The sequence below is a fragment of the Chryseobacterium sp. DT-167 genome (assembly GCF_058310155.1).
On the sequence record NZ_JBZEEQ010000120.1, the window covers coordinates 1 to 546 of the forward strand.

Consider the following 546-nt stretch of genomic DNA (forward strand, 5'->3'; position numbering starts at 1 on the left):
CGTGCAGGACGGCATCCTCTCCCAGCTCGGCGACGGTCGCCGCAACCGGTACTGGGCCGCCCACGACGTCCTCGACGCTCTCGACGCGTTCGCCGAACGCGCGCGTCGACGGCGTTGAGCCGCCGGCCTCGATGCACGGCCGGCGGCCCGGCGCTCGGTCGTGGCGGAGTCAGAGACGCGAGTCGGCGTAGGCGAGGAGCGCGTCGCGCACGAGCGTCGCCCCTGCTTCATCTCCGTAGGCGGCCGCGAAGCGCTCGTCCGCGACGTACATCTCGGCGAGTCCCGTGATGTACCCCTTCACCGGCGTACCATCCGATCCCGGTGTTCCCGGGATGCCGGCGAGCCACTCGACGTGGCGGGCGGCGAGCGCGTGCGCCTCCTCGCTCCTCGCATCCACACCACGAGTGGCCGCATCGACCCAGTCATCCGCGAGCGCTCGGGAGCGCTCCGTCCACTCTGCTCTGTCGGTGCCGCTCAGACCGCGCCACCACGCGTCCGACGAGCGGTACGCGTCGGCGCCCCACCGTTCGGTCACCTCCTCCTCGT

Annotated in this window: 1 protein-coding gene; it reads right to left on the reverse strand. The window is 72.3% G+C overall.

Annotated features, from left to right (window positions below; all coding sequences use genetic code 11):
- Positions 1–169: 169 nt before the first annotated feature.
- On the reverse strand, positions 170–546 hold a 377-nt coding region (locus AC4FQ5_RS20075), incomplete at its 5' end, for a TipAS antibiotic-recognition domain-containing protein (protein WP_491146474.1).